Source organism: Infirmifilum sp. NZ (genome assembly GCF_022693705.1).
Classification (GTDB): domain Archaea; phylum Thermoproteota; class Thermoprotei; order Thermofilales; family Thermofilaceae; genus Thermofilum.
Genome location: NZ_CP094288.1, coordinates 923,356 through 949,886 on the forward strand (window position 1 = coordinate 923,356; position 26,531 = coordinate 949,886).

General features: G+C 53.6%; 28 protein-coding genes and 1 tRNA gene. 17 read left to right on the forward strand and 12 right to left on the reverse strand.

All coding sequences use genetic code 11. The features are described 5' to 3' along the window. Window positions 1–84: 84 nt before the first annotated feature. The 6 genes from MOV14_RS05000 to fen form a co-directional block, all read right to left on the reverse strand. The gene (locus tag MOV14_RS05000; protein WP_318536252.1) at window positions 85–240 is read right to left on the reverse strand and encodes a hypothetical protein; all 156 of its coding nucleotides are present in this window, start codon (window positions 238–240) and stop codon (window positions 85–87) included. Window positions 241–321: 81 nt separating this feature from the next. Then, on the reverse strand, window positions 322–465 hold the full coding sequence (locus MOV14_RS05005) for a hypothetical protein (protein ID WP_318536253.1): 144 nt from the start codon (window positions 463–465) through the stop codon (window positions 322–324). Between the two features lie 354 nt (window positions 466–819). Beyond that, complete coding sequence (locus MOV14_RS05010; RefSeq protein ID WP_318536254.1) at window positions 820–1,299, reverse strand: ArsR/SmtB family transcription factor; 480 nt, start codon at window positions 1,297–1,299, stop codon at window positions 820–822. A gap of 95 nt (window positions 1,300–1,394) precedes the next feature. After that, window positions 1,395–1,601, reverse strand: a complete 207-nt coding sequence (locus MOV14_RS05015; protein WP_318536255.1) for a hypothetical protein — start codon at window positions 1,599–1,601, stop codon at window positions 1,395–1,397. A 289-nt stretch (window positions 1,602–1,890) separates the two neighbouring features. Then, window positions 1,891–3,483: an ATP-dependent DNA ligase gene (locus MOV14_RS05020; protein WP_318536256.1), complete on the reverse strand. Its 1,593-nt coding sequence runs from the start codon at window positions 3,481–3,483 to the stop codon at window positions 1,891–1,893. A 230-nt stretch (window positions 3,484–3,713) separates the two neighbouring features. Beyond that, complete coding sequence (fen, locus tag MOV14_RS05025) at window positions 3,714–4,736, reverse strand: flap endonuclease-1 (RefSeq protein ID WP_318536257.1); 1,023 nt, start codon at window positions 4,734–4,736, stop codon at window positions 3,714–3,716. A 49-nt stretch (window positions 4,737–4,785) separates the two neighbouring features. Between fen and MOV14_RS05030 the strand changes: the two genes are divergently transcribed. Next, on the forward strand, window positions 4,786–5,115 hold the full coding sequence (locus MOV14_RS05030) for a thioredoxin family protein (RefSeq protein WP_318536258.1): 330 nt from the start codon (window positions 4,786–4,788) through the stop codon (window positions 5,113–5,115). Here MOV14_RS05030 and MOV14_RS05035 read toward each other — a convergent pair. The 5 genes from MOV14_RS05035 to MOV14_RS05055 form a co-directional block, all read right to left on the reverse strand. Then, window positions 5,107–5,436, reverse strand: a complete 330-nt coding sequence (locus MOV14_RS05035; protein WP_318536259.1) for a translation initiation factor aIF-1A — start codon at window positions 5,434–5,436, stop codon at window positions 5,107–5,109. The two genes, MOV14_RS05030 and MOV14_RS05035, sit on opposite strands and share 9 nt — an antisense overlap. A 34-nt stretch (window positions 5,437–5,470) precedes the next feature. Continuing rightward, window positions 5,471–5,839, reverse strand: a complete 369-nt coding sequence (locus MOV14_RS05040; RefSeq protein WP_318536260.1) for a 30S ribosomal protein S6e — start codon at window positions 5,837–5,839, stop codon at window positions 5,471–5,473. Window positions 5,840–6,047: 208 nt separating this feature from the next. After that, window positions 6,048–7,211: an NMD3-related protein gene (locus MOV14_RS05045; protein WP_318536261.1), complete on the reverse strand. Its 1,164-nt coding sequence runs from the start codon at window positions 7,209–7,211 to the stop codon at window positions 6,048–6,050. A 211-nt stretch (window positions 7,212–7,422) separates the two neighbouring features. After that, window positions 7,423–7,737 (reverse strand): DUF424 domain-containing protein, encoded by a 315-nt coding sequence (locus tag MOV14_RS05050; RefSeq protein ID WP_318536262.1) that lies wholly within the window; start codon window positions 7,735–7,737, stop codon window positions 7,423–7,425. A 194-nt stretch (window positions 7,738–7,931) separates the two neighbouring features. Further along, a complete protein-coding gene (locus tag MOV14_RS05055) occupies window positions 7,932–8,786 on the reverse strand; it encodes an ATPase domain-containing protein (RefSeq protein WP_318536263.1) in 855 nt (284 codons plus the stop codon). Window positions 8,787–8,827: 41 nt separating this feature from the next. Here MOV14_RS05055 and MOV14_RS05060 point away from each other — a divergent pair, with 41 nt between their 5' ends. Then, window positions 8,828–10,363 carry a B12-binding domain-containing radical SAM protein gene (locus MOV14_RS05060; RefSeq protein WP_318536264.1) on the forward strand — a complete coding sequence of 512 codons (1,536 nt, stop codon included), beginning with the start codon at window positions 8,828–8,830 and terminating at the stop codon, window positions 10,361–10,363. Here the strand turns inward: MOV14_RS05060 and MOV14_RS05065 are convergent. Further along, window positions 10,346–11,500: an HD domain-containing protein gene (locus tag MOV14_RS05065; RefSeq protein WP_318536265.1), complete on the reverse strand. Its 1,155-nt coding sequence runs from the start codon at window positions 11,498–11,500 to the stop codon at window positions 10,346–10,348. The genes MOV14_RS05060 and MOV14_RS05065 overlap by 18 nt on opposite strands. Before the next feature lie 83 nt (window positions 11,501–11,583). On the opposite strand from MOV14_RS05065, the gene MOV14_RS05070 reads away from it, so the two are divergent. The 15 genes from MOV14_RS05070 to rrp42 all read left to right on the forward strand — a co-directional run bounded on the left by MOV14_RS05070 (window position 11,584) and on the right by rrp42 (window position 26,410). Further along, window positions 11,584–11,696: transfer RNA gene (locus MOV14_RS05070), tRNA-Cys, on the forward strand. Between the two features lie 278 nt (window positions 11,697–11,974). Further along, complete coding sequence (gene dnaG, locus MOV14_RS05075) at window positions 11,975–13,237, forward strand: DNA primase DnaG (protein WP_318536266.1); 1,263 nt, start codon at window positions 11,975–11,977, stop codon at window positions 13,235–13,237. Between the two features lie 162 nt (window positions 13,238–13,399). Further along, complete coding sequence (locus MOV14_RS05080) at window positions 13,400–13,579, forward strand: 50S ribosomal protein L24e (RefSeq protein WP_318536267.1); 180 nt, start codon at window positions 13,400–13,402, stop codon at window positions 13,577–13,579. A 53-nt stretch (window positions 13,580–13,632) separates the two neighbouring features. Continuing rightward, window positions 13,633–15,435: a translation initiation factor IF-2 gene (infB, locus tag MOV14_RS05085; protein ID WP_318536268.1), complete on the forward strand. Its 1,803-nt coding sequence runs from the start codon at window positions 13,633–13,635 to the stop codon at window positions 15,433–15,435. A gap of 244 nt (window positions 15,436–15,679) precedes the next feature. Next, window positions 15,680–16,063 (forward strand): 50S ribosomal protein L7Ae, encoded by a 384-nt coding sequence (rpl7ae, locus tag MOV14_RS05090; protein ID WP_318536269.1) that lies wholly within the window; start codon window positions 15,680–15,682, stop codon window positions 16,061–16,063. A 69-nt stretch (window positions 16,064–16,132) separates the two neighbouring features. After that, the gene (locus MOV14_RS05095; RefSeq protein WP_052884948.1) at window positions 16,133–16,351 is read left to right on the forward strand and encodes a 30S ribosomal protein S28e; all 219 of its coding nucleotides are present in this window, start codon (window positions 16,133–16,135) and stop codon (window positions 16,349–16,351) included. 65 nt (window positions 16,352–16,416) lie between these two features. Then, on the forward strand, window positions 16,417–16,986 hold the full coding sequence (locus MOV14_RS05100; RefSeq protein WP_326403762.1) for a hypothetical protein: 570 nt from the start codon (window positions 16,417–16,419) through the stop codon (window positions 16,984–16,986). Between the two features lie 2 nt (window positions 16,987–16,988). After that, window positions 16,989–19,082: a minichromosome maintenance protein MCM gene (gene mcm, locus MOV14_RS05105; protein WP_318536271.1), complete on the forward strand. Its 2,094-nt coding sequence runs from the start codon at window positions 16,989–16,991 to the stop codon at window positions 19,080–19,082. Window positions 19,083–19,096: 14 nt separating this feature from the next. Continuing rightward, on the forward strand, window positions 19,097–21,301 hold the full coding sequence (locus MOV14_RS05110) for a DEAD/DEAH box helicase (protein WP_318536272.1): 2,205 nt from the start codon (window positions 19,097–19,099) through the stop codon (window positions 21,299–21,301). Window positions 21,302–21,469: 168 nt separating this feature from the next. Beyond that, on the forward strand, window positions 21,470–22,642 hold the full coding sequence (locus MOV14_RS05115) for a PUA domain-containing protein (protein WP_318536273.1): 1,173 nt from the start codon (window positions 21,470–21,472) through the stop codon (window positions 22,640–22,642). A 30-nt stretch (window positions 22,643–22,672) separates the two neighbouring features. Next, on the forward strand, window positions 22,673–23,386 hold the full coding sequence (psmA, locus tag MOV14_RS05120; protein ID WP_318536274.1) for an archaeal proteasome endopeptidase complex subunit alpha: 714 nt from the start codon (window positions 22,673–22,675) through the stop codon (window positions 23,384–23,386). A gap of 50 nt (window positions 23,387–23,436) precedes the next feature. Further along, window positions 23,437–24,141: a ribosome assembly factor SBDS gene (locus MOV14_RS05125; RefSeq protein ID WP_318536275.1), complete on the forward strand. Its 705-nt coding sequence runs from the start codon at window positions 23,437–23,439 to the stop codon at window positions 24,139–24,141. A gap of 4 nt (window positions 24,142–24,145) precedes the next feature. Further along, complete coding sequence (gene rrp4 / locus MOV14_RS05130) at window positions 24,146–24,844, forward strand: exosome complex RNA-binding protein Rrp4 (protein WP_318536276.1); 699 nt, start codon at window positions 24,146–24,148, stop codon at window positions 24,842–24,844. Continuing rightward, window positions 24,841–25,587, forward strand: coding sequence for an exosome complex exonuclease Rrp41 (gene rrp41, locus MOV14_RS05135; protein WP_318536277.1), 747 nt, complete (start codon window positions 24,841–24,843; stop codon window positions 25,585–25,587). Before rrp4 ends, rrp41 begins: the two co-directional genes overlap by 4 nt. Next, window positions 25,580–26,410 carry an exosome complex protein Rrp42 gene (gene rrp42, locus MOV14_RS05140; RefSeq protein ID WP_318536278.1) on the forward strand — a complete coding sequence of 277 codons (831 nt, stop codon included), beginning with the start codon at window positions 25,580–25,582 and terminating at the stop codon, window positions 26,408–26,410. Before rrp41 ends, rrp42 begins: the two co-directional genes overlap by 8 nt. Window positions 26,411–26,531: the final 121 nt, after the last annotated feature.

Genomic DNA, 26,531 nt, shown 5'->3' on the forward strand with positions numbered 1-26,531 from the left:
TACCCTTTATACGAGGCGAGGCAGACTTCTCTAACTGTAGCGGTATCGCACCGAATGCAAATGATGCCAAGAAGGCCGCCTCGTCTAGGTACCCCTCAAGCTCCCCTCTGAGATCTCTAGGGCGCAGAGAGCCGCCAACAGTGAGATGTGTTTGTACCCCCTTTCCTTCTCGGCACGCTGGTGAGCATTCTTTAAGACCTCGCAGGGGTTTACGGCGAGCCTGAAGGCGAGGGACGGCAACCAGGAGCCGCCTGGTCGAAAATGGCACCTTGCCCCCAATGGTGAGCCACCTCTCAAGGCCCTCGAGGAAGCAAGCCTCCCTTAGGGGGACTCCGCCGAGAGGTGTGTGCAGGCGAGGCCCACTAGGGTTGCGAAGTGGTAGCTGTTTTCCTTCGCAAGTTCTCTGAGCTCCGGATCGCTCGCAAGCGCATTGAAAAAAACCTCGACGGGTCTTCCCCTCTGCACCCGCCCTCAAAGCTCGCGCTCCTCAGCCTCTCCTTGCTAGCTCTCCAGGCTACTCTTATGCGGTACATCATCTCGAAAGGGTCGTCCGTGACGCTATTGGGCGAGAACTCCAGGTAGAGCCTCTTTGGCTCTCTCAGCAGCCTTCTCCTCTCCTTCTCGAGCTCCTTGACCCTCCTCCTGCAGTTCTCGAGGAACCCCTCTAGGTAGACAGCCTACCTCTCCACCTACTCAGCTCGCTCTTCACCCAACTCCTCTCGCGTCTGAATATCGTCAAGGGACGATCTACGACTGGTAAATAAGGCGGGTATGAATCTCCTCGTACTAGGTATGATTTCCTCATACCATGGTTCTGGACTAATCTCTTCTGACTTTTAGGTACGGGAATGGCTTCCCCGCGAGTCCGTATGCCAGTCTGAGCAGAACCACTGCAATTATGGCTATCAGCGCTACCAAAAAGAGAGGATTAACAGCGAAAAATCCCTGGCTTAGTAGAAAGAAAAGTATGACCACACCGACTATGAACGCTGGTAGCGATTCTACCAATAACGCAAGCGGGTGTACGCCAATCGTGTACTCTCCCTTACCGCTCTCGTACTCCCTCAGGAGCTGGTAGGCCAGGAGCCCCCTCCTGTTTAACCTGTAGCGCCCCAGCTCATCCTTCTCCAGCAGCTCTCTCATCGCGTTCAGGTGGTAGTTTAGCCTCCCCGTGCTGGTGAGACCCAGCTCCCTCATTATTTCGCTGTACTCCAAAGGCCCCTTCTCCGCCAAGAGCCTGACGATCCTCCTTCGCGTGGGATCCTTCAGGACCCTGAGGAGTTCCTCGGGCGAGGACATAAGCACTACAAGGGCTAACCGCGATTAAGGGATATTTAGTTTTTTGACTGGAAAACTAGTCAAGGAAAAAGAGGGGCGATTATGCATATACGGCACTAATACCTAGAGACTAACCGCTTGGCTGGCCTCTCTAGCCTTACGCCCTCCATCCAGAGCAAGGCGGTGGGGACTCCGGCTAAAACAATGCTGTCTATCAGGAGCCTCGCTAGGAGGGAGTACACTACAAGGAGCGTCGTGCTGAAAGCGGCGTACGGCATAAGCCTGGGCACTACACTGCCGAGTAGCCCGACGTAGACAGACATTAATGATTCCCCGTTTACCTTGACCACTTACTCGCCGGACGACTTCTCAGCTAAGCCCAGTCAGACAGGCACAGCGAGGCGCCAGGCCCCGGCCCCAGTTCCCGGCACGGCGACACCCACGGGGATGGGCTGCTTGCCGAGTGCCGCGCGCGGCGCGATGAGGGGATGTGCCCGCGGCAACACGAGCTGAAGGCCGCCCAACCGGGGCGGCCCCCGCAAGGGGACCCATGACCACCCCGCAAAGGGGCCCTCGGAAAAGTGAAGGGGGCAGATGAGCCAGGTGCGGCCTTTAAGCATCGCTGATAATCCTTGCCTTCCTCTGCTCGTGGTACCTGCGCCAGAGCTCCTGCAGTGTCGTGATGTCGTCGGGGCTCTTGTCTGGCCTTATTCTCCTGATCCTCGCGAACCTCAAGGCAAGCCCCGAGCTATACCTCGGACTTCTCTGTATCTCCGAGTAGTCCACCTCGACCACAATCTGCGGCTTCACGTGGACAACCCACCCCTCTTCACGCGTCTTCAGCTCCAACAGCTTCCTGGTCATTTCCTCAAACTCAGCGTCGGTTAATCCTTTGAAGGTCTTTCCGACGACGACGAAGCCTCCTGTGTTCTCATCTCTAACTGCTAAGTAGTAGTCGCTGAGCCACCCGGCACGCCTCCCGTGCCCCCACTCAGCGGCAACTATCACGCAGTCAACCGTGTCGACTTTTTTCAGCTTCAACCACTTCTTTCCACGCACGCCCGGCTCGTAGTTCGACCCCGGTTGCTTGCACACAACGCCCTCGTGGCCTTCTCTAACCGCCTCCTCGTAGAAGGCTTCCAGCTCCTCCACACTCGAGACAAACTTCTGCCTTGCGAGAAGCTCTCCTTCCAGCGCGTCCTCCAGAAGGTTTCTACGCGTAACGTAAGGCTCGTCGATCAGCATTCTGCCGTTCAGGTAAAGTATGTCAAAGAAGTAGACCTGAAACGGGACACTCCTGAGGAAGCTTCTCAGCTCGTTTTTCCTTCGAAACCTGCGGGCCAGCTCCTGGAAGGCTACAGGCCTGCCTGCAACTACCCCCACGGCCTCGCCGTCCACCACTGCCGATTCCGCTTTCACGTGCTCACGCACCTTGTCAACAACGTCTGGAAGAAACTCCGTTATCCTGTGCATTCGCCTCGAGAAGATCTCAACCCTACCGTTCTTGACGTGTACTTGCACCCGAACACCATCGTACTTGAACTCTGCTGAAGTGTAGCCCGAGTGTTCTCGTAAAACCTCTAGCGGACTGTACGCCATGTCCGCGAGCATGGGCTTAACGGGCCTGAAAATCTCTAAACTCACACTCCTGATGTCTTCACGGGCGACGACTCTCCTAGCTAGCTCACCCAAATCCCCTAGTAACATGTACCCCCTTCTAATCTCCTCCCCTGTGTAGCCTCCCACCTTGGCCAAAGACTCTAAAATAACCCCGACGTTAGCACCTATTCTAACCTCGCCAAAGAGCATCCTTAGGAGGTATTCCACCTCTTCCTCGCTCATCCTCGAGAAGAGGCCGCGGAGAAGTATAAGCTTCCTCTCTCTGGCCCCCTCGCCGCTCGCCTTTGAGATCCTGTCTAAGGTAGAGTACACTTCCTGAAGGGTCGGAGGCTCTCTCATGAGCGGTGCAATCCTGCTGTTCCTCAATTGCCGAATAGCATTAATTATGGTAGCATAACCCACACCTAACTCGCGCTCATCCCCCTCCGGGAAAACAAACCCCGCAAGAAACCTCGCCGCGAGAGCCGCCTCTTCCGGAGTCAGCCCTTGAAAGAAGCTGGTCAGCACCCTAACTTTCTCAATCCTGCTTCTCTTCTCCTCGACCTGCTTAGCCACCTTCACAAGGTCACTGAATGTCAAAGCCACCGCGCACTAACCCGCTTTTCCAATCCTGTTCCACTATATTTTCTCAACGCCGCTCTCAGAGTTCTTTTTGTCATCCTCGGGCTTTCCCAAGCTAATTCCAATTACCTCACCACGTTGGGGATCAGAAGCTGCTCTCGAAAGTAAAGTGGGAGCTACACACGTAGGGAGTTCATTAAAACCCTGCTTCCTCTATTTTACAGGAGCAGCGGGCAAGCTTATCTTTTCGCGTTCTACGCGAAACCGTTGAGCGTCAGCTGGCTCCTCCTACCCCAAACTATCCTAAGCCGCTCGATTAAGGTTCTCACTCTACTCTCGGAGAACGAGTTCTCGTCCACTAGGAAGCGTTCAAGTTCGTCGTAAGCCGGCTCCTGAAACTCTAGACTGTAGCTCTCTTTGACGGGCGGGTTGAGGAAGATCTCGAGAACCTCCTCGTAGCCCGCTAGCTTCTCCCTGATGCTTCTAGGTAGCTGGTCAATGCTCCCGTACCTCTTTATCAATTGGAGGGCCTTTTTCGGGCCAACCCCCTTCACCCCTTCACTGTAGTCAGTGCCCACCAGGATCGCTATTTCGACGAGCTGGCGCCTCGATATACCCAACCTCTGGAGTACGCCCTCAAGCTCCACGAGCTCGGGTTCGAGCCTCCTCGCCACCCCCTTGCTTGGCAACCACTCTGTACCCGTAAGGGTTAGGTAGCGGAGTAGGCGTGGGGAGCCGTAAAGCAGAGCGTCCCAGTCGAGAGTGGCTACAGCCCACGCGTCGCCCTTAGATACCATGTAAGCGGCCTGAGCCTCTGCGTCGGCCGGAGCGTCCACTACAGGCCACCCCATAAGCTTGACGAGTTTCTTAGAGCTCTCTATCACCCACTCATCAACCTTCACGGCTACGACGGCCTTCGAGAACGCTTTCTCGTACTCGCCTCTGGCCAGCAATTCCCGCATCTCCTTCTCGGCTTTTTCCCGGATGAGTCTTCTCTTTGCAAGCTCACGCTGCTTTAGAGGTAGCGGTGGACCGTCAAAGACGAAGATGAAGTCACAGTGGTAATCGACTGCGAGCTTTGAGAAACGGGAGGCGAGGCCTACAAGGTGCGAAGTGACCTTTCTTTCCTTGTTCTCGAGAGGCTCGCCGTCGGGTCGGCGGATCAACGCGAGAAACTGGTAAATAGCGTTTAGAGCGTCCACGACCAGAGTCTTACCCCTAATCCCGCTTAGGCCTATTCTCAGGCGGGGGATTATGGGTGTAAGGTGCGTACCCACAGTTATTCTTTTCAAGGCGGCACATCGTTATATATTCTGGTGCTTGGATGTGGGGCTGCTGGATGTGAGCGTGGAGCAGGCCGAGAATTACCTCAGAAGCATGAGAGTGGTGGTTTTAGACTTCTACGCGGAGTGGTGTATCCCCTGCAAAGCTGTCGAGGAGGTGCTCGACCAGGTCTCTAAAGCGTTCCGGTCAAGTACGGATGTCGCGTTCCTGAGGATAGATGTCGACAGGGATAAGAGGGCGGTAGAGAGGTTTGAGGTCTACGGTCTACCAACTGTGATAGTTTTCCAAAAAGGGTTAGAGGTGAGGCGGTTCACAGGCGTACCTAGGAACCTCGCCATCGAGTTAGCCAAGCTCATCAAAAGCCTATCCTAGCAGTTCGTGGAGTTCTTTGAGCAGGCCCTTTCTCTCAAGCCTTTGAAGCTCCGTGGACGTGTATCGGTAGAGTATGTCTCCTCTATCAGGCTGAAAATCCCACGGCGCCACGAGAACAACATCCCCAACCCTCATCCACATCCTCTTTTTAAACTTCCCGGGAATTCTGCAGAGCCTAACCTTGCCGTCGCTGCAGAAGACCCTAGCCCTGTCGAAGCCTAGCAGCTGCTGGATAACACATAAAAGCGTTGTCTGCCCGTCGGGTAGCGGGATTTCTGCTTCTTCTTCGCCGCGGGCATCGGCGTCTTTTTCTTTACTCATATGAGGTGCTGACGTTTCCCAAGCTTATAAATATTTAGTTCTTTTGAGTGGCCTCTTCACCGTGCAAGACAACGAGGTTTATCTGAACTATGTCGTCTGTGATGGTATTACCCCTAACGTATTTGCGCCTGCGCTCGCCCTTCTCCCTCGGCCGGTAGCCTGGGGGCCCTGAGAGGAGAAAATAACCCTTCCTCGCTCCGGGAATGTCCGGCCTCATGGGCTCGCCCGCCCTTCCAGAGCCACCCCTTATCTGCAACTTAACGCCCGGCCTGCCGATGAGAGCTCCATCTACTATATCTCCGATTTTAAGCCCTATGAGTCTAGCGGCCTGGTCTCCCTTCACTTCCACCTGCTCAGCCTTACCGGTTGCAGGGTCAGAGATTACCAGCTTGAACTCAGGCATACTAAACCTCGTTATCGCCTCGAGGTGCACTTAAAAAGCTTTTTGCAAGTGTGAAGGCTTTATAACTACGACTGTGCAAGCTACCTCGTGGGCAGATCTTCCCACTCGAGAGATCTAGTAAAGGTAAACTTCCGGATCACTCAGAAGGAGCACGAAGAGATGCAGAGGCTCGTTGAACAAGGACTGTACTCCTCGATCTCCGAGCTCGTTAGGCACGCGATCGAGCTGCTCCTCGATGAGTACCTTGGATCGGTATAATATAAGCCTTCTCTCCCTCCCAATATATCTTCAGCCTTTCTTGGCTGGTCAAGAGCTCGGCGGCGTCTGGCGAGATTAAGCGCACTTCCAATGTTCTGTAGGACCCCAGCTCCATAATCTGAATGAAGTCGCCGTGGGTAGATACGGCGATAGCTTCCGGTAGCTCGTCAACGTGCGCTAGAACCTCCACTCTTGAGGTGAACTCATGACTCAGGTAGAGGCGCGTGACCGCGTAGCTTTCAAGGTTCAGCAACTCTACGTGCCTAGCAGTCACACCAAGCACGTAGAAGACGCCACCATTGAACCTCACCACATCACCCGCCTTGAAGCTCGGGAGCAGGAGCCTTATTGTTCTCTTGTACTTCTCCCGCCCGCTGTCATCGATACCTATGAGCTTAGCTGTCTCTAGGACCTCGACGTACATCCTGCGTGACAGCAATTCAGCAACCCGCCTGGCTGCACTGTAACTTGAGAAGTAGATGTCAAGCCCCTCCGGCTTCTCTTCAACCTCCACGGGAATAACGCTAGAGTCCCTTAAGGCGAGCTCCGAAATTCCTTCTTCAACCTGCTTAGCCAGCTCCCGGAGCTCTGACTGGGAAAATTTCCTGTCCTTAGCCCTCACCTGAACAAGAGCGGCCTTCTTCTTGGAGACCTGACCTAGACAAGCCTCACAGATAGTTCTCGCAACCGAGACACCGAGTACGTACTCCTCTACGTACTCGCCGGCGAGCCCCGGAAGAGCTTTACCCCTAACCTTGAGCGTCAGCAGCGAGAGGTCTTTAGATAACTCGGCCTCGACCCCGCTGACATAGCCTCTAAACCTCAGAAGCCTCGAAGCTTCCCGAGCGATTTCGACCTCCAGATCCCCGACGTCGGAGTGCCACTTACCTTTCCTGAATCTCAGCGCCCCACAGCTCCTGCAAACCTCCACCTCTAAGCGCTTTACTTTAGGCTCGGCGAGCGGGTGCTCTCTGCGGTAGCACTCTTCGCAAACACCTTCTACCAGCTTGTCGACACGCCTGCCGCAGACTGGGCAAATCAGCATTCTTTGCATGATTGTAGCAGTGATACTTTCCGGGTTAGTGCTTTTTAGCTTTGCCCTCACCTCCTCCACGCATTCCACCAAGCCTTGCCCTATTTCCCGTAGATCGAAGATATGAGGCAGATATTTTCAAGTGAGTGCGTAGCCATCTTCAGCGCTTAGCCGTCACAACTTATGTGAATATCTACATCCGCACCTGGCAGTGTAGAGATGGTCTAGGTGAGAAGCAGGTCATGAGAAAGCGTCGCAGGAGAGTGGCTCAAGCTCGCCGGTCTTCGCCGGACTATTCGAACGGCATTCTGAAAATCTGTATGTAAGGGATGCCGCCCACCTCGAGCACAGCTTCGGGCACTGTTGGAAAAATCCTGGCAAGGTACTCGATGCATGTCTTACCGAAGGCCGTGATGCTGTCCGCGCGCGCAAGCAAACTTTCAAGCTCAGGAGAGTTCGAGTCGACTAGAATCCCCCCAAAGAACTCCTCCGTAAACCTGATCTTTACTCTACCGTGGTTGACCTCGCTACCCAGCAAATCCTCGTCGCACATCGCTACGACGGTGTAGCCACCGCTACTGTGAACCTTGACCGATATCCGCTTCACTGCAACCTCGTGAGGAGTTTCGAGTAGTAATGATAAAAACCTTAACATTACCTCCTCGTACCTCCACCCCTTGACCAGCCAGAGAGCGACGGGGCGGGGCTAGAAGGGGGGGTCGACCAGTAAATGTTTAAAACCGAGCAGCCTATCGTTCGTGGATGATGAGGGTTGGTATTTACGACTGGTGAGTTGTGACATCAGGGCTGACTCGTCGCTACTATTTTGGATAGCTTGTCCCTCACAACAATTCCTTTACCCTGCACTATATCGAAAACGAAGATATCGGGGGGGACGGGGCGCCATCTCATCTTCCTTATGAAGAGGGTGCGGTAGAAAGTGTTCTTGACTCTCTCGAGCCCCAGCACGAAGACGCCTGCAGCCAGAAACTCCTCCACGCCGAAGCGGCTTAGGGCTGTGCTTCCAGTGGGTATCTCTGAGACTATGATGTTGGTTGTTCCGATCCTCTTTTCGAGGTTTATGATAAGGCTCTTAATATACTCGCGCGCCCACGCGACGTCTCCCTCATTCACCATAAGCGGGGCTATCGGATCGATGACGAGCCTCCTAGCCTTTATTCTCACGGCCTCGCTTAGGATGCCGCTCACTATGGAATCCACTACGACGCTTGCAGGCTTGTTCTTTAGCTTCTCGACGAAATCGGGCATTAGGGTGAGGACGCTGAGGAGCCCCTGGCTTATGAGCGACTCGATGTCCCAGCCGAAATCGTAGGCTCCTTTTGCGAAGTCCTCGTAGTCCTCGTCGACCAGCACGTAGATTCCTGGCTCACCCATCATAGCACCTTTTATCAAGAAAGTCATCGAGAAGAGCGTCTTGCCCGTGCCTGTCTCGCCCGTGACAAGGTAAGACCTCCCCCGCAGGAGCCCGCCAACCCTCTCGTCGAGGCCCTCAATCCCTGTTTTCACGAGCTCGTAACCCGCTCTGCCTCGCACAAGGTCTACGTGTTGCTCCTGCACTATCTCCTCCTGGACCGGAACAGGCTCAACTTGCTCCTCCTCTACGGGTGGTTGAACTTGCTTCTTACGGTTAAGCATTAATTCTTCTGCGTCCTTCCACGTTAATAAGTGAATCGGGCTTGGATGTAGCAGAGATCAACGCCGTGCGCAAGCGGTACCGGAGAGGGATGCTTAAAGTGGGGTTGATTTACCCTTCTTTCTACCGCGTAGCCGCCGACTCACTGGCTTTCCAGATGCTGTACTACTACCTCAACTCGCAGGAGGACGTCATCGCCGAGCGGTTCGTGCTTAACGACGACGGATCACCGCGGGTGGTTAGCCTCGAGAGCCAATCCCCCCTGAGATCATTCGACGTGGTGCTCATCTCCGTGCACTACGAGCTAGACTTTGCCAACATCTTACGCTTCATCTTAGCCTCAGCGCTACCTCTAAGATCCCGCGAAAGAGATAAGCCGCTCTTCATGGCTGGAGGCCCTCCCGTTATCGCGAACCCCACACCCCTGTCCGAGTACATCGACGTCCTCGCAGTCGGGGAGATAGAGGAGATCGTGCCTTCATTCCTAGACGCTCTCAGGAGCACTCGAGATGAGAGGAAGGCACTTCTAGATAGCCTTGCTCCTGATAGGGGTTTCTACGTCCCCGAGCTCCACGAAGGTGAGGAGGTCTCGTTTATCTTCGCTCGAAGCCTCCTACGGGAGTTCCATCCAGTCGCTCAATTCCAGCCCGCTCAGGACCGTAACTGGAGGAGGCGCACGGCGATTGAGACAAGCCGGGGCTGCTTCAGAGGCTGCAGGTTCTGCCTCGAGGGTAGGATATTCAACGTGGTGAGGGAGAGAGATGTTGGAGATGTTATCGGCATAGCGCTCGAGGGCCGCGAGGCTAACGGGTCGTCCTTTGTGAAGCTCGTGAGCCTCTCCTTCTTCGACCACAGCAGGGCAGACAATATACTCGAGGCTCTCGTCGAAGAGGGCTTCGAATTCTCAGTGCCGAGCCTGCGGGCGGAGACGCTTAACGAGAAGCGGCTGGAGATGATAAGGCTTGGGGGCCAGAAGACCTTGACGGTAGCTCCGGAGACAGGGTCTAAGGAGCTCGCCATGCGGATAGGCAAGTACCTTAGCCTAGAAAGGGTCACCGAAGTTGCGCAAACAGCTAGAAAGTTGGGCTTCACAGGGCTCAAGGTCTACCTAATGGTGGGCCTGCCGGGGGAGGACGAGGGCAGCCTCGACGAGACTGTCTCCTACATACTCAGGCTTTCCGGCGCCAGCGGCTTTAAGGGTGAGAGAGAGCTCAAGATCACGGTTAGCCCGTTCGTGCCTAAACCCCACACACCCCTACAAGACCAGGCATTCGTGGGCCTGGAGGAAGCTAGGAGGCGGATACAGTACCTCAGGAGGAGGCTTGCCGGGCTCGCAGACGTGAGAGCCTACGACCCGAGGCTTGCCCTGATTCAAACGGTCATCTCGCGTGGCGATGCGCACGTCGGAAAAGCGCTAGCCGAGTGGGCTAGGATAGGTGGGGGGCTTGGATCATGGCGCAAGGCTGTAGCCGGTGCCGGTCTCGATCTGAGGAAGTACCTAGGAGAGCAGCAACCCCCTCACCCGTGGGACTTCATCAGGCTGCAACCTAGGGCGATAAGGCTAAAGCTCTCTCAGTGATTTTTTCAAGCACCCTCTGAGGCTCTCTGCGTACTCTGCTCTCGTATACACCCTAATTGCAGTGTAGACGTAGCCCGCTAGCTTCTCCAGCAGACTCCCCTGCAGCTCCGCGGCCCGCTTCACTTCCCCGTCCAGATCAAGCATTACTCTCGAGGGGTCTTTCATTGGGACAAGCTTGGGGGTATGGAGGAAAACCCATTCCTCGGGGGCAGGGCACTTGGCCACGACATCGCTAAGCTCGTCGAGCGTGACACCCGACGCGTAGGGTGCCTCGAAGACCATGTGCAGGAACTCTCCTCTAAGGAACATGCGCGAGGCCTCCGCTAGCCAGCCCCCACTCCTGGAAAGATTCTTCATGATCTCTATCAGTGTGCAGTCGTCGAAGTAGCACCACCTCCCGCTCACGATAAGCTCTTTCGGTGGCTCAACAATGCTCCTCTCAGGCATCTCCTGGTAAATTCTCGCCAGGAGGGCCTCAAAGCCCGACACGTGTTTGTGGAAATAAACCCGCCGGAAAAGCTCCAGCCGCGTCAGCAGCAGGGCTTCCACTGCGGTCTCTGCGCTGGCTTTAAAAACAAGCTCCCACGCACCGTTGACCCTCACTAGCCTCGCGCTTCTGAGCAAGCGCTCGAGGTCAACCATGCGGTATGGCAAGCCGAGGTGGTGAGCGTCCCGCAAAAGATAGTCGAGCCGGTCCGCGTCGATCTCCGAGGCTATAATCGGCGAATACTTGTGCCTGCCGCTCAGGATTTCCAAGAGCTCAGGAAAATACTCGGCGACCTCGTCCCCCAGCATGCTACTTATAATCTCTCGGGTGAACCTCTCGTGGTCGCCTGGGAGCGCGTGGGAGAACGGCATGTGACCCACATCATGGAGGAGGCCGGCCAGACGAACTAGTTGCCTGCCATACGTGTCTTCGCCTACAGCCGAGACGAATAACCTATCTGATAGGTGCATCGCCCCGAGCGAGTGGGATAGACGCGTGTGCGTGGCAGATGGATAGACGTGGTACGCCGGTCCCAGCTGCTTAATGCGGCTGAGCCGTGCGAGAGCGCAGTGGTGGAGAAGCCTTTCCTCAGTTTCCGTCAAGTCGATAAAGCCGTGAACTTCATCGTATATCTCTCGCGAAAACTTCACATGAGTGATGCTGGGAAGTGGAGGATAAGGTTTTCGCCTAAGGGAAAATTTATTAGCCATAAAGCCCTCATTTAGGCGTGAGGGCCGGGGTGGCCGAGTGGTCAAGAGGCCTATGAGGCCTGACACGCGTCGGGCTGCAGTGGTACCTAGCCGGTGAAACCCGATTTTACCCCGGGTTCGAATCCCGGCCCCGGCTCTACCGTGATTTCTCGGAGTCATGGAGAACCACATGCAAAACAAGGGTGCAATGAAGAATAATCTTGTTGCTATTGTATATAACATCGTTACGTTCAAGTATAACGAAAAACTTTATAGTCTCGTCCTGCATTACCGGAGTGAGACTGCACGCGTATTCCGCCAGCAGAGAGCACCTCGAGCGTAAGACGGTGTACCGTCTGAAGCTATGAAAAGGTGTGTTAACTGGCGGGTACAGCGTGCAGTTTTCACGCTCATCAAACACTGGGTGAAGTGAAAATGGGTGGGTTACCTGTAACTGCTAAGTACGTGATCAAAGCCCGAATGACGGTATCAGGGGTCGTAGAGAAGCACGACATAATCGGCGCTATATTTGGACACAGCGAGGGGCTACTAGGGCGGGAGCTCGACCTTAGAGAGTTGCAAAAAGTTGGTAGGATTGGAAGGATAGAGGTAAGCACGCGGGAGCAGGACGGCAAGCTGATCGCGGAGATCGAGATCCCCTCAAACTTAGACATGGCCGAGACAGCCATAATCGCCGCCACTATCGAGAGCATAGACAAGGTTGGACCCTACAACGCGGTTACGGAGATCGTCGACATAGAAGATGTAAGGGCTGAGAAAAGGCGCAAAATCATTGAGCGCGCGGTAGAGCTATACAAGAAGCTGGCCAGCACAGTTCCCGAGTCTAAGGAGCTCGTAGAGGAGCTTCTCGAAAGGGTAAGGACAGCCGAGGTTATAGAGTGGGGAGAGGAGAGGCTCCCCGCGGGCCCAGAGGTTGATACCTCTGATACACTCATTATCGTCGAGGGTAGGGCTGACGTCCTCAACCTGCTTAAGCATGGGTACAGGAACGTGATAGCGATAGGCGGAGCGACGGTGCCCGCCAGTCTAAAGGAGCTCTGCAAAAAGAAGAAGGAGGTCATCCTTTTCGTGGACGGCGACAGAGGCGGTGAGCTCATAGCCAGAAACGCGCTCAACGTCTTAGACATCGACTTCATCGCCAGAGCACCAAGCGGCCGCGAGGTTGAAGAGCTAACAGGTAAGGAGATCGCACGAGCCCTCCAAAACAAGGTGCCCGCGAAGGAGTTCTTGGAGAGTTTAGAGAGGGAGAGGAGGCAGACAAAGGAGGTTAAAGCGGAGGTTGTAATACCTCCGTCAAAACTGATCAAAGCCGCGAAGAACAACCCTCCGGTAGCAAAAGAGGTTTTCGTCCCTCAGGAAGTCGTGAACGCGATCGAGCAACTGAAGGGCACGCTTGAGGCTGTGATGTACGACAGTGAGTGGAGGGAGATAGCGCGTGTGCCAGTGAAAGAGGTCGTGGACAAGTTAAAGGACCTCGACGGTGTCGCGCATATTGTACTGGACGGGATAATAACTCAAAGGCTCGTAGACACGGCCTTTTCAAAGGGCGTTAAAACGCTGATTGGTGTTAGAGTGGGCGAGATTATCAGAAAGCCTGAAGACCTTACGATAGCAACCTTCCAACTCGTTAGGCCTTTACAGAACGAGAGCTCAGAACAGCAACAAAGTAGCTCATAATAGGTGCATTTCTTCATCTTTCCGCTCAGGTCAGTCTAATCATCGCCGGGTATACTACTACGTCTTAAGGCTTAAAACCTTGCTTGTTCTTCACCGCGGACACGCCTGATGACCGCGTAAACAATATATTGATGGTTGCGTGTGAGCGTCAGGTGCTTGGCTATGCCAAAGATGGTGTATTGCAACTTCTGCAAGAGGCCTATCAAGCCTGGAGAGGGGTTAATGTACGTACGACTAGACGGCACTGTGGAAAGGTACTGCTCTTCTAAGTGCTTCAAAAGCGCTGTGAAGCTACACAGGAACCCGAGGAGGACAAAGTGGGTTATAAAGAGCGCGCAGTAGGGATTATCTGATTCAAAATGCTGTAACTTACGCGGGATATAACGTGGTTCGCAATGGAGGCTTCTCATGACAGCTATATTAGGGCTCCTATTGTTGTCGTACTCGGACATGTAGATGCGGGAAAAACTACTCTCCTGGATAAGATCAGGGGCACAGCTGTCGCGAGGCGAGAACCGGGAACGATGACACAGCACATAGGGGCTTCATTCCTTCCGTGGAAGGCTCTCGAGGAGATCTCGGGCCCCCTCCTCAGCCAGCTACGGGTGGAGATAAAGATACCCGGCTTTCTCGTTATCGATACACCAGGTCACGAGGCCTTCTCCAACCTGCGGTCACGGGGGGGAAGCATCGCGGACATAGCTATCCTGGTAGTGGACGTTCAGAGGGGTTTAGAGCCGCAAACGTTCGAGTCTATTGAGATTCTCAGAAGCAAGCGCGTTCCCTTCGTCGTCGCCGTGAACAAGATCGATAGGATACCCGGCTGGAAGAGCAACCCGGATAGGCCTTTCATAGAGTCAGTGAGGCTGCAGGATGAAAACGCGGTTTTGAGGCTCGAGGAGAACCTCTCGTACATCATTGAGCAGTTCAGGTCTATAGGGTTCCGCGCAGACAGGTACGACAGGATAAAGGATTTCACCAAAGTGCTGGCGCTCGTTCCCGTAAGTGCCTTGACCGGTGAGGGACTTCCCGACCTCCTGCTGGTTTTGGCAGGGTTGTCGCAACGCTTCCTCATAAAGAGGCTAATCGCAAAGGTGGCTCCCGCCCGTGGCGTCGTCCTGGAGCTCAAAGAGGAGGTTGGTTTGGGGACAACTGCCACAGTGATAGTGTACGATGGAGTGCTGAAGAAGGGAGATCTTGTGGTCGTTGGGGGTCTCGAGAAACCCATAATTACCCGCGTGAGGCTCCTTCTGATGCCAAAGCCTCTCGACGAGATGCGCTCACCCGAGGACCGCTTTCTTGAGGTCGACAAAGTATTCGCCGCGGCAGGAGTTAAGGTTGTGGCGGAGGGGCTTGACGCCAGTGTTCCGGGTGCTCCCTTGATAGTTGTTCCGAACGAGGAGAGTGTGAGCCAGGCTGTCAAAGAGGTTCAGGAGGAGGTTCAGGCCACGAGGTTTCAAAGAGACATCGCAGGGGTTGTCGTGAAGGCAGACACCCTGGGGACACTCGAGGCTCTCGTTGGGTACTTGAAGAAGAACAACATACCGGTCAGGCTTGCCGATGTCGGCCCTGTCGCCAAGAGAGATGTTGTTGAGGCCAGCTTCGTTAAAAGCCTTGACCCGGCCTTAGCTGCGATACTCGCTTTCAATGTCAAGGTTTCCCCGGAGGCTCGCGAGGAGGCGGCGCAGAAAGGTGTTCCGATTTTCACAGAGCGCATAATTTACAGACTGGTGGAGGACTACATGAAATGGCACCTTGAGCAGAGACAGCTTGAAAAGAAAAAGCTCTTCGAAAAAATCACTCCACCCGCGGTCGTCCAAATACTTCCGGGATACGTCTTCAGGCGAAGGGATCCCATAATAGTAGGCGTTCGCGTCGTTGCTGGCAGGCTAAGACCCGGCGTTAGGTTGATCACAAGGGATGGTAGAGAAATAGGCGACGTGATGCAGATAAGAGAGCATGACCGGGTGTTGGAGTCGGCTGAAGAGGGCGCCGAGGTTGCCATATCAATTAGGAGCAAGGCCATGGTGGGCAGGCAGGTAGATGAGGGAGACTACCTCTATACCGATATACCCGTAGACGAGATTAACCTTCTGCTGGAGAAGTACTCTAGCGATCTAACAGAAAATGAGAAGGAATACCTTAGAAAACTCCTCAAGTTCAAGCTGAAGCTGGCCAGCGAGATAGAATTCCCTTAGAATCACTTAAAAATTCAGTTCATGAATGGCTCGTCACCGCTAGGCACTCGGCAAACTCATCATCTAGGAAGGGTTTCCTCGCGGCTTTATATAGTTTTGCCGCATTCGGGTTGACTCGATGCAGGGAGCTGCTTGAATCGAGGGTTCTGCGAGAGCAGTTTCTGTCACCTAGAAAAAAAATCAAAAAACTTATAAGCTGGGGGAGAGCTAGTGGTGGCGAAAAGATGAGCGATCGGTGAGCGATATGTCGAAAAAGCCGTTTTACGTGAAGTTTGAAGTACCGCCCGAATTAGCCGAGAAAGCATACCAGGCTCTTTCAACTGCAAGAGAGAAGGGGGGGAAGATAAGGAAAGGTGTTAATGAAACAACGAAAGCCGTCGAGCGCGGGCAAGCAGTGCTCGTCCTAATTGCAGAGGACGTGGATCCACCGGAAATTGTTGCACACCTGCCACTACTGTGTGAGGAAAAGAAGATACCTTATGTCTACGTACCGTCGAAGGAAAGGCTTGGCAAGGCTGCTGGCATCAACGTGGCTGCTTCCGCAGCGGCGATAATAGAACCCGGGGAGGCTAAAGGGCTGGTGGACGAGATAGCACAGGAGGTTAACAAGCTGAAGGTATCAGCCTAAGGTTTTTCTACCTGCTCTCTATAGTAAATTTTAAAAGCGGCGTGCTACAAGTGGGATTCTGGGAAAAACATGGCTGATAAGTGGAGCGACGCTACTCCTGCAGAGGTTGTGCAGATCATTGGAAGGACGGGCGTGACCGGAGAAGTGACACAGGTCAGAGTGCGCGTGCTCGAAGGCAGAGACAAGGGCAGGATTCTCACCAGAAACGTTCGAGGGCCTGTGAGAGTTGGGGACATAGTTCTCCTGCGGGAAACAGAGCGTGAGGCAAGGAAGCTTGCCACTCGGTAATACAGTTTTACTACAGTATAACTACATTTTACTTTCGGTGTTTTCAGAGTGAAAAATTGATAGGAGTGGATGCTGAAGCATATACCGTGATTGTCGCGGAGCTTGCTGAGACCCTCTTCTACTCGAATGTAGAAGTGCCGTTGGTGGTGATCAAGGATAGCACGGAGAACATAGCCGGGTTAGAGCTTAAGCTTAAGCAAGGTGCAAAAACGAGGTTACCCTACGTCTACGCGATGGAGCTGATCTCCAAGGGCATAGCCCAGATAGATTTCGAATCCATGTCTGAGGTCCAGAACATGAAGAAGGTGTGCTGGAACGAGGAGAAGTCCGAGGGGTTACTGCCATTGGAGGAAGGCTTCTACCTAAAGCTGAGGTTATATGTTTCTTACCTTAAAAGCGAGGTCGAAAGGGGGAACCGGGCTAAAGAGGCGGAATTGAAGTCCGTGAGGATCCTGTTCTCGGATCTCCTGAGTCTCAGGCTGAAGAAGATTGTGAGGCTAGCGCTGGCGAGCCAGCATCCCGAAAGAGAGAAGATGAAAAACATGACGCTCGAGGAACAAGTCCTCTACGCGCAGCTTTGCAACGCGATAAACTCCTGGGTTGAATCGATGAGAAAGCTCGTAGGGGTTGCTTAGACATGGGAGCGCAGGTTGTAGTCCAAAGCATCCCCCTCGTTGAGCAGATAATAGAGTTTTTCAAGGACTTCAGGAGCGCAGATGGCCGTGAGAAGTATCGAGAGCTCATCAGGCGGATGAGCGCCGAGAACAGCATCTCGCTCGTCGTGGACTTCGAGGATATACTGAGCTACGATAAAACCCTCGCTGACGCATTGATAGAAACGCCCGCAACTTTTCTCGAGGCGGCTTCGAAGGCCGTGTACGAGGTCATGGCCATCGAAAACGCAGAGTATGCACAGCGGGTTAAAAACTTCCATGTTAGAGTAAGAGGTCTGCCCGAGAACCTTCACGTCAAGATAAGGGATATACGGGCTAAACACCTGGGGAAGTTCCTAGCCGTAGAGGGGATCGTCACGAAAATCTCTCCAGTTAAGCAGGAGCTGATAGAGGGTGTTTTTAAGTGCAAGACGTGTGGCTTCGAAGTCTCTGTTAAGCAGGAGCCAGAGGGGTTCACGAAACCGTCTGTTTGCCCAAGGTGCGAGGAGGAGGGAAGAAAATCCCAGGGGTTTGTCCTAGAGGTGGAGAAGAGTACCTTTGCGGACATCCAGAAGTTTGTGCTACAGGAGAAGCCCGAGGAGCTTCCTCCGGGTCAGCTACCCAGATCCATCGAGGTAGTGGTTCGTGAAGACCTTGCCGATATCGTGCGTCCAGGCGACAGAGCCACGGTCATCGGATTCGTGAGAGTAGAGGAGGACAAAAAGCTCCTAAAAAGTACTCCTCCAATCTTCCACTCATACATCGAGGCAAATTACATTGAGGTTGCAACGAAGGAAAGTTTAGACGTCGAGATTACACCCGAGGACGAGAAAAAAATCCTTGAGCTGTCCAGGAGGAGCGATATAGAGGAGCTCGTGCTCAACTCCATAGCCCCATCCATATACGGTTATAAAGAGATCAAAAGAGCAATTGCACTACTGCTGTTTGGCGGCGTGCCCAAAATCTACCCCGACGGCGTAAGGGTCAGGGGCGACATACACGTTCTCTTGATAGGCGACCCTGGAACCGCTAAGAGCCAGCTCCTCAGGTATGTTGCCGGCCTAGCCCCCAGAGGAATATACACGTCCGGTAAGGGGGCTTCGGCAGCCGGTCTTACCGCTGCGGTTGTCCGTGAGAAGAACTCTGGGGAATTCTACCTCGAAGCTGGTGCCCTGGTTCTAGCGGACGGCGGCGTAGCTTGTATAGATGAGTTCGACAAGATGGAAGCTAGGGACCGGGTTAGCATTCACGAAGCAATGGAGCAGCAAACCGTGAGCATTGCAAAAGCAGGTATTGTAGCGACCCTCAATGCCCGCGCCTCCATCCTAGCAGCCGCAAACCCCGTGTTTGGGAGATACCTGCCTGGAAGGAACATATCCGAGAACATAGACCTGCCAGTAACCATCCTCTCGAGATTCGATCTGATATTCGTTATAAAGGATGTCCCCGACCGAGAGAGAGACAAGGAGCTCGCCCAGTACGTCGTGGACTTCCACGGTGAAACTTACCCTGATTTACTCAGCAAGACGATCCCAGCGGATCTGCTGAAGAAGTACATAGCCTATGCCCGGAAAAACGTCAGGCCGAAGCTATCGCCGGAAGCCAAGCAGAAGATTGTAGACTACTATGTTGCGATGAGGGCGAGGAGCGAGGACCCGAACTCCCCAATCGCCATAACTCCGAGGCAGCTGGAGGCCCTAATACGACTGGCTGAGGCGAGGGCTAGGCTTCATCTCAGGACTATCGTCACCAGCGAAGACGCGGACGTAGCAATAGAACTGATGGAATACTTCCTGAGAAACGTTGGCATCGACACAACGACGCGCACGATAGACATCGACACGATCATGACCGGTCAACCTAAGTCTCAAAGGGAGAAGCTCATAGCTGTCCTAGACACGATAAAGTTCCTTGTTAGGGAGAACAACGGTGAATGCGTAAGCATCGAAGACGTGATGAAAGAGGTGGCGGCGAAAGGGATCGATGAACGCTTTGCCAAAGAGGTTATCGAGAAATTCACTGAAAGTGGAGAGTTGATGGAGCCTAGAAAAGGATGTATTAAGCCCGTTAACCTTTGACGGGAAGCTAGGAAATGAGCGCTCAACTAGACCTACTCCTGGAGTACTTCCCACAGAGCATCGTAGAAACCTTAGTTAAGAGGCTAGGCTTAACCCAGCTCTACCCCACGCAGGTAGAGGCTATAAAAAGCGGGGTCCTGGACGGCCAGGACATTGTCCTATCCGCACCAACAGCTTCCGGTAAAACACTCGTGGCCGAGCTAGCCATGTTGAAGGCGCTAACGAAAGGTGGGAAAGCGCTCTATATGGCTCCTTTGCGGGCTTTAGCTTCTGAGAAATACGACGAGTTCAGCACGTTTTTCGGCGCATTCGGTTACAAGACGGCGATAAGCACAGGAGACTTCGACAGCGACGACCCGTGGCTCGAGAAGTACGACGTTATAGTGACCACAAACGAGAAGGCCGACAGCCTCCTACGCCACAAGGCCAAGTGGTTCGACAGACTCACCCTAATAGTGGCGGATGAAATACACCTTCTCGGTTCTGACAGACGTGGAGCGACGCTCGAGGTTTTTCTTACGAGAGTGAAGCTCATGCCTAGGAAGCCGCAGTTACTCGGCCTCAGCGCGACGATCGGAAACCTCGAGGAGCTCGCGGAGTGGTTGCAGGCTAAGCCTGTGAGGGTGGATTGGAGGCCTGTACCACTCAAGGAAGGTGTGTACTACAACGGTGAAGTGTTCTACAGCGATGGTTCTTCCGTATCCCTTGAAGATCGCGGAAGCCCGTTGTACGACTTGGCGCACGACACCCTTAGAGACGAAGGTCAGATGCTCGTGTTTAGCCCTACCCGCCGATCGGCAGTTAGCGACGCGAAGAAGCTGGCCGCTGTAACCCTCAAGTTCATGAAGCCCCAAGAGTCCCGCGCTGTTCGGGATGTTATAGCTAAACTTAAATCGATTTACGCCGACAAGGTGACTCTCGAACTTCTAGCCTTGCTGCCGAGGGGCGTCGCATTCCACCACGCCGGGCTTGGATCGGAGGCTAGAAGCGTTGTTGAGAAACTCTTTAGGGATCGCTTAATCAAGGTTGTGGTAGCGACCCCCACCCTTGCCGCAGGTGTAAATCTCCCTGCGAGACGAGTGGTGATAACCGACTATAGAAGGTTTAACGTGGAGATGGGCTACTACGAGAAAATACCGGTCATGGAGTACAAGCAGATGGCAGGTCGCGCGGGGAGGCCCCGCTATGACGAGGAGGGCGAGGCAATTCTCATTGCACGTTCCCTGCAGGAGCTGGAGTTCTTGTTCAATGAGTACATAAACGCGAAGCCTGAGAGGTTGCAGTCGCAGCTTTCCTCGGAGCCGATTCTTCGTTCTCACATTCTGTCAATTATAGCTACCTCAGATCAGGTCAGGAACATCTCCCAGCTTGAGAGGTTCCTCACTAGTTCCTTTTATTCGCATCAGAACAAGGACTACTTTTACATAGTCGAGCGGGCTAAGCTCGTCCTCAAGAGGCTCGCCAGCGCCGGCTTTTTGGAGATAAACGGAGAGAACATCGTTCCCACTCAGCTCGGTATAAGGGTAGCTGAGCTCTACATCGACCCATTGACAGCAGTTCAAGGTCTCGAGTTCTTTAAGGCACGAGAAAGCGCTAGCGCTATAGCGTACCTGTTCCTTATTTCGAGGACCCCCGACGCCCAGACCGTCCACGTAAGGCGTGGAGACGAGGAGTGGCTGGAGGAAAAGTTAAAGGCGAAGGCCGGGGAGCTGGGCTTCGAGACCCCGGACGACGAGGTTGAGTATGAGTTTTTCCTCCAGCAGTTTAAGACCGCTTTACTCCTCGAGGACTGGATAAACGAGGTTCCAGAAGATGTGATTGTGGACAGGTACGATGTGGGGCCGGGCGACATATACTCCATCACGCTCACAGCTCAGTGGATCGCTTTTGCTCTCGCAGAAATAGCTAGACTTTCGGGATACAGCGCCCACTCCGTCAACCTCGGTGTGCTCAGCAAGCGAATCGAGCACGGAGTCAAGGAAGAGCTTCTAGAGCTCGTATCCCTTAAAGGTATTGGGCGTGTGAGGGCTCGAAGCCTCTACAGCCACGGCTACAGATCTCTAATAGACCTGGTCGCAGCTTCCGAGGAGCAACTGGCCAGAGTTCCTGGAATCGGAAAAGCACTCGCAAAAGCAATCAAAAAGCAACTTTCCGCCGATGAAGAAGTCGAGGTTCCACACGAGCGCACCCTGAGCGGTCTCGACCTATACCTAGACTAGTCAACGCTCCCTGTCATACGATCTATTTCAAAGCATGCATAATGTAAAAGCATAAGTGCATCTGCTACACCCCTATGATTGATGATGAAAAAACGCCGACAGAGGGGTGACGATCAGGAGTACCTCTGACGTCGTAGCGGTTTATAAGGACGCTCTCTGTTGGGCTTCGTGTCTGCGCAGGAAAGGTTGATACGCGAGGGGATGAGAAGGTATCTTTCGAGGTTTTATGACCCTGCTTACATCGATGCGTTAGAGGAGGCTCTTCGTCGTCCAGGTTCTCGGTACTTTTTCCGCGTGAACCTCCTGAAAGCGGATCCTGTGGAGGTTGTGTCGAGGCTGAGAGAGGAGGGCTACGAAGTCCACATGCATCCAGCTGTTAGAGAAGCTATCTACGCGCGAGTCACAGGACCCAACAGTGTCCATTTATACAGGGGGAGAGTGGTGGTAGATTGGAACACTGCCGAGAGCGTTTACGTCGGGGCAAACGTTTACGCGCCGGGAGTCCAGAGGGTTATAGGAGCTGAAAAAGGCGATTTCGTCACGGTGGTGACCCCGAGCGGGCAACCAGTTGCGTCTGGGGTCCTAGAGATAAGCCCCGATGAGATATTCAGGGAAAGACGGGGGATCGCGGTGAGGGTGTTGAATTCCGTGTTTAAAGCTCCTTCGCTGCGGGAACATCCACTGCATAAGGAGGGCTTAGTGTACCATCAGAGCCTGCCAAGCATGGTTGCGGTTAGGCTTCTGAATCCCGAGCCTGGTTGGAGAGTATTGGATATGTGCGCTTCTCCAGGCGGGAAAGCGACCCACGCAGCTATCCTCATGGAGGATAAGGGGGAGGTTATCGCTGTGGACAGGTCGGCTAGGAAGGTTAGGGTCATTGATGAGAACGCGGCCCGAATGGGGCTCAAATCCGTTAAAACAATTCAATACGACTCCCGGTACATCACGGACGTCCTAGACACAGGTAGTGTTGATGCCGTTATACTGGACCCCCCTTGTACCACTCTAGGTGTGAGGCCGAAGCTGCGCTACACGAGGGATAGTGCTGACGTTCACAGGCTTGCAGAGTACCAGCGTCAGTTCATTACCGAGGCTGCTAAGGTTCTAAGGAAAGGGGGGCTACTACTCTACACCACCTGTACTCTAACACCGCACGAGAACGAGATGAATGTGCTTTTCTCGATGAAATTAGGTTTTAGGCCACTCAGGATTAACCCTCCTCTTCTTCTGCGTAAACCTTTACTGGGGATAGAGGGGACCGTGTTCGACCCCGTGTACAACGACACCCCTGGCTTTTTCATCTCGCTGATGAGGCTCGAGGAGAGGCAACAATGTTATTAAGGGCCTCTCCGTTAAAAGGTGGGTGATTGGATGTTCCCAGCAGCACCCATGGCTGGGTATGACAGGGCTATAACGATATTCAGCCCCGAGGGCAGGCTCTACCAGGTCGAGTACGCATACGAAGCGGTGAAGAGGGGGATGACGGCTCTCGGGGTCAAGGCCTCCGACGGTGTCGTGCTGGCGGTCGAGAAGCGTAGCGCATCCCCCCTTGTAGAGGGCACCGAGAAGATAAAGAAGATAGACGATCACGTCGGCGTGGCTTTCGCTGGGCTATTCGGGGACGCCCGCGTCCTAATTGACCAGGCCCGCGTCTACGCTCAAACCCACCGCTTGGTTTACGGCGAACCCGTACCCATAGAGCTTCTTGTAAAACGCATCTGCGACATCAAGCAGGTGTACACCCAGCACGGCGGCGTTAGACCTTTTGGCGTAGCTTTTCTCTTTGCAGGCATCGATAGGAAGGGGCCGCATCTCATCCAAACAGATCCCGGTGGAACCTACTTGAGATGTAAAGCTAGGGCTATAGGAGCAGGTGCCCAGAAGGCGCTGGATCTCTTCACAAAGGAGTACCACGAAGATATGAAGATAGACGAGGCAGTGCTACTTGCACTGCGGGGTCTGAGGGAGGCCATGGAGGAGGGCTTCACGGCCGAGAACATAGAGCTAGCCAAAATAGACATATACGAGAAAAGCTTCAAGATATTCAGCCCAAGCGAGGTAAGCGCCCTCATCGCAAAGCTTTAGGCACACAAGTATTTATTTACAAACCCTGCTTTTGCTTTTTTGAGGCCGTTATGTCGAAGAAGAAACTAAGCATTGCGAGGCTCGAGAAAGGTGGAAAGAGGTTTGAAATATTCGTCGACGCCGAGAAGGCCTGGGCGCTGAAAAACGGCGAAAAGATCAACGTTAGGGAGGTTGTCGAGGGAGAATTCATTTACTCCGACGCGAAACAAGGGCTAAAGGCTTCAGAAGTTGACCTCAAGAGGGTTTTCGGTACTTTGGATCCCTACGCGATAGCTGAGACTATTATAAAGAAAGGAGAGCTCCTGCTGACAGCCGAACAGCGCCGCGAGCTCATCGAGTCGAAGAGGCGCCAGATAATTGAGTTCCTGTCGCGTAACACGATTGACCCCAGGACGAACACCCCTATTCCCCCCAAGAGAATTGAACTCGCGCTCGAGGAAGCAAAGGTGAGCATCGACCCCTTTAAACCAGTCGAAGTGCAGGTGAATGACGTAATAAAAGCCCTGCGAATGATCCTGCCGCTAAAGGTGGCAAGAGCAATAATGGCTGTTAACATCCCGGCACCCTACGTAGGGAAAGCCCACAGCGCGCTTTCCAAATTCGGCAAAATCCTGCGGGAAAGCTACTCCTCCGACGGCTCGCTGAATGCTGAGCTCGAGATACCTGCCGGGATGCAATCATCTCTCATGGAGCTAGTCGCAAGCCTCACGAGAGGCCAGGGAGAGGTTAGGTTGCTACGAACAGAGCAGGTGTGAGCAGATGACCTTGTACGTGAAAGACAGGCAAATTGTCATCCCGGGGGACCCCATCGGCGAGCAGGGTAAATTCAGCATAGAAGGCCACGTGTACCGCGTCAACAAGAAGTTTTTCTCCAAGGTCCTCGGCGTTGTTTACATCGATCCAGACCGCAAAATTGTGAGGGTCATTCCACTCAAGGGCAAATATATTCCAGTTGAAGGGCACAGAGTCGTCGGGAAGGTCGTCGAGGTGGGACTCACTAACTGGATCGTCGACATAAACTCTCCCTATGAGGCCATCCTCCCCGTTAGCGAGGTTACGTCAAAACCAGTTAACATATCTAGAAACGAGCTGGCCAAGATACTTGACGAGGGTGATCTTATCCTTGCAAAGGTGGTATCTTTCGATTACACAAAGGACCCTGTCATCAGCATCAAGGAATCCAAACTTGGAAAGATACCCAAGGGCTCCCTCGTGGAGATAAGCCCTCAGAAGGTTGCCAGGATAATCGGAAGGAAGGGATCCATGGTGTCGCTAATCGAGGAAATGCTAGGAGTAAGGCTCATCGTCGGCCAGAATGGCAGGATAGTGGTCGTCGGCGATGATCCCTTAAAAGAGGAGATAGCTGTGCTTGCAATAAAGAAGATCGAGGCAGAAGCCCATATAACCGGTCTCACAGATAGAATCAGGGAGTTTATAGAGTCGAGGTTGAGAGAATGACAAAGGCGAAAAATGTGAAACTGATCGACGAGAACGGTAGGAGGACGGATGGTCGCTTACCAGATGAGATGCGGCCGCTGAGGGTTGAAACCGGTGTTTTAAAAAATGCGGACGGCTCCGCATACGTGGAACTAGGAAACAACAAGGTTGTTGCCGCCGTCTACGGCCCTCGAGAGGTCACACCTAGACATGAGGCGCTGAGCGATAGGGCTCTTCTGAGGTGCAGGTACGCGATGTTACCCTTCAGCGTCGCGGATAGGAAGAGCCCTCAACCTACGCGCCGCGAGATAGAGCTTTCAAAGGTCATTCGCGAGGCTCTTGCACCGGCAATTTTCCTCAATGAGTATCCAAGGACCGCGATTGATGTTTTCATCAACGTATTGGAGGCTGACGGCGGCACGAGGACAGCCAGCATTATTGCTGCTTCAGTGGCGCTGGCTGACGCCGGGATAGCTATGAGAGATCTTGTCGCGGCTATTGCTGTTGGAAAAATCGGCGACATCCTCGTGCTCGACATCAACGGCCTCGAGGATCAGTACGGTGACGGCGATATGCCTATCGCTATGATGCCGAAAGTGGGAGAAATTACCCTCATACAGGCCGATGGTGTATACAGCCCGCAGGAGGTTGAGCAGGCTGTGGCCATGGCCTCGAGAGCGATCAAGAGAATCTACGAAGAGCAGGTTAAGGCGCTTAAAAGTAAATATGAGGCTGTAAGACTAGAGGTGGGGAAAGATGAGTGATGCTGTTTCAAGGCTGAGGATTCTGCCGGTTGTTAAAAAAGAGCTGCTGGTAGCTTCGCTTAGGAAAGGGGTGCGGCTTGACGGCCGAAAACCCGAGGAGATTAGACAATTGAGCCTAGAAAACGGCGTGATTACCAAGGCTGAAGGTTCCTCTATAGCCAGGCTTGGCGACACGAAAGTCATAGCCGGAGTGAAGTTGAGCATAGGGAATCCCTTTAGCGATACTCCTGATGAGGGAGTGTTGATAGTCAACGCTGAACTTTCACCACTTGCTTCACCCCTCTTCGAGCCTGGGCCCCCGGGAGAAGAAGACATTGAGCTGGCAAGAGTTATTGACAGAGGGCTTAGAAGCGCGGGAGTGATAGAGCTATCAAAGCTGGCGATAATACCGGGCTCTAAGGTTTGGTCCGTATTCATAGATATTTATCCCTTGGACCACGCCGGGAACATACTCGACGCTGCAGGTTTAGCCGCGATGAGTGCTCTTCTCAATGCAAAGATCCCAAAGACCAATGTCGAGAACGGGAGAATATCCATTCTCGACGAAAAGATCCCGTTACCTGTAAAAAGCAGAGTCGTGTTCGTAACGGTTGCTAAGATAGGAGAGTACCTTGTTGTCGACCCGTCGCTGGAGGAGGAAATAGCCAGTGACACGAAGATTACATTCAGCATAACAGAGGACGGGAAAATATGCGCTATTCAAAAGAGCGGCGAAGGTTCCTTGAAGCCGAGCGAACTGCTCAAAGCCAGAGACCTAGCTCTGGAGGCAGCAAAGAAACTGTTTCCATTGCTTCCGCCTTTACCGGTTCAACAGTCTGCATAAGTAGCATCTCTTTTTCCGGTCCCCACTTATGCTTACCTCAATCTTTCCTTCTTGTCCAGCGCTGGCACAGATTATCTCCGAGCGCGAAGCATTGGCGTGGCCTAGTCGAGCACAGCTTACG